The following is a 6,198-nucleotide window of genomic DNA, read 5'->3' as shown; positions in this document are numbered from 1 at the left end:
ATGTTCTTAGATTACATCTTATAGTTACTTTTGGCTTAAGTTGACACCAATGGGCACTGCCGTGCCCCTACAATCTGTCGCATTCTTTTTTCAAATTGGTATTATTACGCAAGCAATTAATCAATAGGAGTAATCTAATGGCACAATCTTTCTGGGTTTTTGGCTTCACACCACTACAGGAGGTCAGTACGATCTCATCGAAGGCTACCTTCTTTCTAGCACACAAACACCCCTCCATCGCCACACGCGCTATTCCGAACAACTCTACGTGCTAGAAGGGGAATTCACGGTCTAGGCTGGTAAAAACTTCCTGATTCCTGCTGGCACACCCCACGTAGTCGCTGCGCTAAGCGATCGGCCAGCTCGCGGGTTGGTCGTTACTGCGTCGAGTGGCTTTGCTCGACTAATTACAGCAGTTGGTACACAGGATAATACAGAAGCACCGGACATGGCGCTGTTTGATCGCATTTCCACCGAGATCGGCGACGAAATTCTGGGGCCGCCCGGAGCCTTACACTCGGCATGATGCTACTTTGAACTTAGCAATGAAAGAAATCGGTGCAGAAGCCAGGTATAAAAATAGTGCGATCGCGCTGGGAAATTTCATATTACTATGGGTACGGCTGCAATTAAAAAAGTTTTAGCAACAACGCCTAAGTACAGTATCGAATTCAGACATAATTTAAGCCGTTAAGCTACCTCACCCTAAATATAAGGGTCTTGTTCAGAAAGCAAGGAAGACGGATTAATGTAGAGGGCTGCCATTTCTTCATGACCAAAAACTTTGGAGCTGAAGATGAAACTCATTTCTGTTAACGTAGGACTTCCACGTGAAGTAACTTGGAAAGGGAAAACAGTTACAACTGGAATCTTTAAAGAGCCAGTCAGCGAGCGTGTCATGCTGCGATCGCTTAATTTAGACGGGGATGGACAGGCTGATTTAACCGTTCATGGAGGACTAGATAAAGCTGTCTATGTATACCCCTTCGAGCATTACGATTACTGGCGAGGTGAATTGCCTGACACAGATCTGCCGCTAGGTATCTTTGGCGAAAATTTTACGACCACTGGGCTAAGAGAAGAGGAAGTGAACATTGGCGATCGTTTCGGGATTGGCACTGTAATGTTGATGGTGACACAACCTCGCCTACCCTGCTACAAACTTGGAATTCGGTTTGGACGACCTGATATGGTTAAACGATTTCTTGCAAGTCGTCGAACCGGATTTTACTGCCGTGTTTTGCAAGAGGGCGAAGTCGGAGTCGGAGACACTTTAGAGTTGGTGAGCCGGGATGATAACAACATCACGGTTGCCGATATCACTCAACTTTATGTGCGTGAGCAAGACAATCCAGAGTTACTTCGCCGTGCCACTCAACTTGAAGCCTTACCCCAAAGCTGGCGCGACTATTTCCAGCGGTAAGTAGGTAAATGAAATTAAGGCTGCGTGGTCGCCAACCGTCTGACACAAGATAGTGAAACAACAGTTTTATTACTCGAAACTGGCAACCCGAATACTAAACCGGAGATTTAAATCCCGGCGGAAGCGGGCGGCAGCATTATCTACATTAGTTCGATCGCCAGCACTGCCGTGCCCGCGATTGACTCGCGTTAAAACAGCTTACGATCAAGAAAAAAATACAGCGATCGCCTATGTTGATTTTATTGGTGGAAGACGACCCCGCCCAATTAGAACCATTGCGAGCTGCATTATCTAAAGCTGGACATATTGTTGATGCCATAGAAGATGGCGAAACTGCCCAATGGCTTTTATCTCAAAAAGATTATGATTTGCTCATCTTAGACTGGATGCTGCCTCATGTGAGCGGAGTTCAACTTTGCCAGGAATATCGACAGGCTGGGAAAACTTCTCCGGTGTTGATACTTACCGCTAAAGACACTACCCCAGATAAAGTAACAGGTTTGGATGCGGGTGCAGATGATTATTTAGTTAAACCCATAGATGTAATGGAATTACTGGCAAGGGTAAGAGCTTTAGCAAGACGTTCCCCATTTTGGCAGGGAGACATTCTCACCTTAGAAGATTTACACCTCAACTTAAACAACCTGACAATAGAGCGAAATCAGGTAACAGTTCAACTATCTGGTCGCGAGTTTCAGTTGATGGAATATCTAATGCGTCACCCACGCCAAGTTTTATCTCATACTCAAATTGAACAAGCTCTTTGGGGATGGGGAGCAGAACCAGAAAGTAATGCTGTAACAACATTGGTACGGCGACTGCGACAACGCCTGCAAACAGTTGGAGCGAAAGATTGGGTAGAAAATGTTTATGGTATGGGTTATCGCTTCGACGTGCCTAAAAATGTTAACTTAAGCCCTGATGAATAGATGTATTCTCCTTATTTATCTTTACATAGAACGAATTATTTCAAAACACTGCGGATATATTTTTTGGCAATGGCTCCCTAGCCAAAAAATATATATTTCGCTTTTTTATATAACTTTTGGGTGAGGTTTAATAATAAAAATTATCTTAAAATAATTAGAATTAATATAAAGCTTGAGCATTAAACATAAAAATTATATTATTTAAATTTTATAAACTTTCTAATTTAAAAGACTAAAGCAATGAAATCCTTGATTTTTCAATTACAAGGCACTTTTTCTATAATAGCAATTATTGCTATCCTACTTTACAGTAACAGTGCGATCGCTGCCGAAAAGGTTGTCCTTAAATACAATATTTTTCGTCCATCTGTATCAGTTAATGAATTAGCAAAGCTTGCCGAAACTGGAGAAGTTTCATCTAGCTTAAATTTCTACTTTAATCAGGCTCGTCAAGACCCACAAAAAGTTCGCAGAATCTTGGCGCAAGAGGTAAATGCCAATCCTGTTATTTTAGATCGTTTACTAAATAACCGAATTGGTGAATTTCTATTGGATCGAATTGGTCAGTCAATTAGTACTCCTTCCGGTCAGGCAAATCGACAGGCTTTGCGTTCAGCTATTGTTTTATCTGCTAACAAAGATCATAAAATTTCATTGATTGAAATTATTCAAAACTATCCAGCAACAGAAGTTATTGTTGAGGGCGATCGTCTTGCCCAGACTTATAACCAACTATATATTTTGGCAGAAAAACTGCAAACGGTTCTGCATATTCCTACATCTTTGAATTAGTTGCTTATTGATGAATATGGTTTAGTTAGTAAGCTCATGCAACCCATTTGAGTGCCTGTGAAAGCATTCTCTACACGCAAGAATTTCAATATCTGCAATAAATAATCTACAGCTTTTTTGAGGCTGTTTTGGTAAAATGTACACCCAGTGGTAGAGTTAATGTAGAAAGTTTTTGGATGAGGCAGAAAGTGAAATTTTTCTACTGGCATCAAATGCAGCAAGCATTAGCGATAGCCAGCAAACTCAACCGAGCGATCGCTAAATTTATCAGCAGAACTAATAACAAGGAATTGTCATCATACCATTTCACAAAAATATGATGTGGATGTAGTGGATGTAGGTTGGGTTGAGGAACGAAACCCAACACTTCAAAGTCTTGTAATTGTTGGGTTTCACTGAGTTCAAACGCCACTTCACTCAAGTTGGGAAACCCGCCCACGTCAGTGGCTCCCCAACCTACGCGTCTCATTTTTTCCTGGAATTGTCATCAGTTGCTGTAATCTCGCTGATTAAAGAGCCAAAATCAGATGAAAACATTTCGACTCCTCTACTTAAGACGTTTAGCTGTAGCGTTGCTTTTGAGCATTTGTGTTTTGTTTATGCTGTGGTTGAGTTCGCCATTGCTGCCAATACTAGCAAAACCGGAAGCTCAAATTTTTGCGCAAGTTTGGCAAACAGTCAACGATAATTTTTACGACCCGAAATTTAATGGAGTTAATTGGAAAGCCGTTAAAGAAAAATATCAACCCCGAATAATACAAGCTCAATCGAGCGAAGAGGTCGCTACTGCAATCAACCAGATGCTCTCTGAACTACAAACTTCTCATACACACTTATATACTCAAAATGAGCCTGCTTACTACCAGCTTTTAGGAATTTTTCAGCCTATGAGTAGTGAGTTACAGAAGCAATTAAAAAAGTTTTTTCCCACAGGCAAAATTGAATACACTGGTATTGGCTTATTTACTAAAGACATCAATAGCAAGACCTTTGCTAGTTCTATTCTCGATGAAAGTCCTGCTGCTAAAGCTGGCTTAAAGGTAGGAGACCAAATTATTAGTGTTGATGGTAACATATATCACCCAATTCGCTCTTTCGCTGGCAAAGCAGGACAAACAGTTAAGATATTAATCCAGCGATCGCCCTCAGCTAGCAGTCGGCAAGAAATTGTAGTTGTACCGCAGCTACTAGATGCCAGCACAATGTTTTTAGCAGCTCAAACAGCTAGTATTGAGATCGTTGAACGACAAGAAAAGAAAGTTGGTTATATTCATATTTGGTCTAACGCAGCAGATCCATACCAGCAACAATTTCAGGATGAACTCATCTATGGTCGCTTGAAAAACGCAGATGGGTTGATTTTGGATCTTAGAGATGGATGGGGAGGCGGAGATATTAGTTATCTCAACATCTTTACTGCCAAACAAAGTCCAACCGTCACTAATGTTCAACGTAATAACAGGCGATACACTTATAACTATCAATGGAAAAAACCTGTGGTGATGGTCGTCAATGAAGGTAGCCGCAGCAGTAAAGAAATTCTGGCGTTCAGCTTTCAGCAAAGTCAAATTGGGCCAGTTATTGGAACTAAAACTGCGGGAGCAGTAGTTGCTGGTCGTCCTTTTATCATGCAGGATGGCAGTCTGCTTTATGTAGCAGTCACCAATGTCTTTCTTAACGATAATCAAAGGTTAGAGGGCAAGGGGGTGACACCAGATATTAACGTTCCATTCTCTTTAGAATATGCTCAAGGAGCAGATCCGCAAAAAGAGAGAGCTATAGAAACTTTGCTACAGGCATTAAAATAGCCCTATTAACATGGGCTGTAATTATTAGGTTGTCAAACTCTAGTTTTCAAGCTCACATTTCGCTGTGCGATCGCTCATTTTCAAAGAACAAGACAAATTAATGTCTTACGGGGTAAGTCAAAGAGCAATTGCTTCCATCTTCAGTAGTTCAACACAGTTTATGAAGCCATTGAATGTTATTGCTCGCTAAAGTACAAATACATTATCATTGCTTGTAAAATCACGAGAATGCAAGAACTTTACCCACCTATCGAACCCTACCGCGAAGGTAATTTACAAGTTTCTAGCCTCCACACAATTCATTTTGAAGAGTCTGGCAACCCAGATGGCAAGCCTATTGTATTACTTCATGGGGGGCCTGGTGGTGGTTATCTCCCTGTTTATCGGCAGTACTTCCACCCAGAAAAGTGGCGTTTAGTAATGTTTGATCAACGTGGTTGTGGTCAAAGTACACCCCATGCTGAATTGAACGAAAATACGACTTGGGATTTAGTTAACGATATTGAAAAACTACGTCAGCATTTAGGTATCGAGAAGTGGGTAGTTTTTGGTGGTAGTTGGGGAAGTACCTTATCATTAGCTTACAGTCAAACACATCCCTCTCGTTGCACAGGCTTAATTTTACGCGGCATATTCATGCTCAGACAAAAAGAATTGCGTTGGTTCTATCAAGAAGGTGCAAGCTATATCTTTCCTGATACTTGGGCAGAATATCTCAAACCAATTCCGATAGATGAACGTGATGATCTGCTTTATGCTTATTACCGACGTTTAACTAGTCCAGATATCCAAATTAGACTAGAAGCTGCTCGTGCTTGGTCAGTTTGGGAAGCTAGTACCAGTAAACTATTTCCCGACCCTGAATTGATGCAAAAGTTTGGCGAGAATGAGTTTGCTTCGGCTTTTGCTCGCATTGAATGTCATTACTTTATCAATCGAGGATTTTTTGAGCCAGAAGATCAATTGCTGCTAAATATTCACCGCATTCGCCACATTCCAGCAGTAATTGTCCAAGGACGTTATGATGTCGTTTGCCCAATGGTATCAGCTTGGGAATTACACTGCGCTTGGCCAGAAGCCAAATTTGTAGTTGTAGCTGATGCAGGACACTCAATCAGTGAGCCAGGGATTCGCAGTGCTTTGATTGAAGCAACAGATCAGTTTGCCAGCTTGTAACAAAAGCAAAGAAATAGAGAAGCTGAAGATACTTGTAAACATTGTTCAGGGTGTATAGTGTCTTAAAAAA

The 6,198-nt window shown here is 41.3% G+C and carries 7 protein-coding genes; 5 read left to right on the top strand and 2 right to left on the bottom strand.

Features of this window, described 5'->3' with window-relative positions:
* Positions 1–291: 291 nt before the first annotated feature.
* On the bottom strand, positions 292–468 hold the full coding sequence (locus tag BV375_RS36860; protein WP_166507441.1) for a hypothetical protein: 177 nt from the start codon (positions 466–468) through the stop codon (positions 292–294).
* A gap of 328 nt (positions 469–796) precedes the next feature.
* Between BV375_RS36860 and BV375_RS13605 the strand changes: the two genes are divergently transcribed.
* The 3 genes from BV375_RS13605 (at position 797) to BV375_RS13595 (ending at position 3,144) form a co-directional block, all read left to right on the top strand.
* Positions 797–1,423, top strand: a complete 627-nt coding sequence (locus BV375_RS13605; RefSeq protein WP_086761286.1) for an MOSC domain-containing protein — start codon at positions 797–799, stop codon at positions 1,421–1,423.
* A gap of 230 nt (positions 1,424–1,653) precedes the next feature.
* Positions 1,654–2,352, top strand: coding sequence for a two-component system response regulator RppA (gene rppA / locus BV375_RS13600; protein ID WP_086761284.1), 699 nt, complete (start codon positions 1,654–1,656; stop codon positions 2,350–2,352).
* Between the two features lie 240 nt (positions 2,353–2,592).
* Entirely contained in the window at positions 2,593–3,144 is a 552-nt protein-coding gene (locus BV375_RS13595) for an alpha/beta hydrolase (protein WP_086761282.1), read from the top strand.
* Between the two features lie 208 nt (positions 3,145–3,352).
* Here BV375_RS13595 and BV375_RS13585 read toward each other — a convergent pair whose 3' ends face one another.
* Positions 3,353–3,583: a hypothetical protein gene (locus BV375_RS13585; protein WP_143842078.1), complete on the bottom strand. Its 231-nt coding sequence runs from the start codon at positions 3,581–3,583 to the stop codon at positions 3,353–3,355.
* An 88-nt stretch (positions 3,584–3,671) separates the two neighbouring features.
* Here BV375_RS13585 and BV375_RS13580 point away from each other — a divergent pair, with 88 nt between their 5' ends.
* Both BV375_RS13580 and pip read left to right on the top strand, forming a co-directional pair.
* Complete coding sequence (locus BV375_RS13580) at positions 3,672–4,952, top strand: S41 family peptidase (RefSeq protein WP_086761276.1); 1,281 nt, start codon at positions 3,672–3,674, stop codon at positions 4,950–4,952.
* Positions 4,953–5,180: 228 nt separating this feature from the next.
* A complete protein-coding gene (gene pip, locus BV375_RS13575) occupies positions 5,181–6,128 on the top strand; it encodes a prolyl aminopeptidase (protein ID WP_086761275.1) in 948 nt (315 codons plus the stop codon).
* The last annotated feature ends 70 nt before the right edge of the window (positions 6,129–6,198 follow it).

The sequence above is a fragment of the Nostoc sp. 106C genome (assembly GCF_002154725.1).
In the GTDB taxonomy this organism is placed as follows: domain Bacteria; phylum Cyanobacteriota; class Cyanobacteriia; order Cyanobacteriales; family Nostocaceae; genus Aulosira.
This window is presented reverse-complemented; position numbering and strand designations above follow the sequence as displayed.

Excerpts from the sequence above, each read along its gene's own strand:
- BV375_RS13580 (WP_086761276.1), top strand. The coding sequence starts at position 3,672 with ATGAAAACATTTCGACTCCTCTACTTAAGACGTTTAGCTGTAGCGTTG.
- pip (WP_086761275.1), top strand. The coding sequence starts at position 5,181 with ATGCAAGAACTTTACCCACCTATCGAACCCTACCGCGAAGGTAATTTA.
- rppA (WP_086761284.1), top strand. The coding sequence starts at position 1,654 with ATGTTGATTTTATTGGTGGAAGACGACCCCGCCCAATTAGAACCATTG.
- BV375_RS13605 (WP_086761286.1), top strand. The coding sequence starts at position 797 with ATGAAACTCATTTCTGTTAACGTAGGACTTCCACGTGAAGTAACTTGG.
- BV375_RS13595 (WP_086761282.1), top strand. The coding sequence starts at position 2,593 with ATGAAATCCTTGATTTTTCAATTACAAGGCACTTTTTCTATAATAGCA.
- BV375_RS36860 (WP_166507441.1), bottom strand. The coding sequence starts at position 468 with ATGCGATCAAACAGCGCCATGTCCGGTGCTTCTGTATTATCCTGTGTA.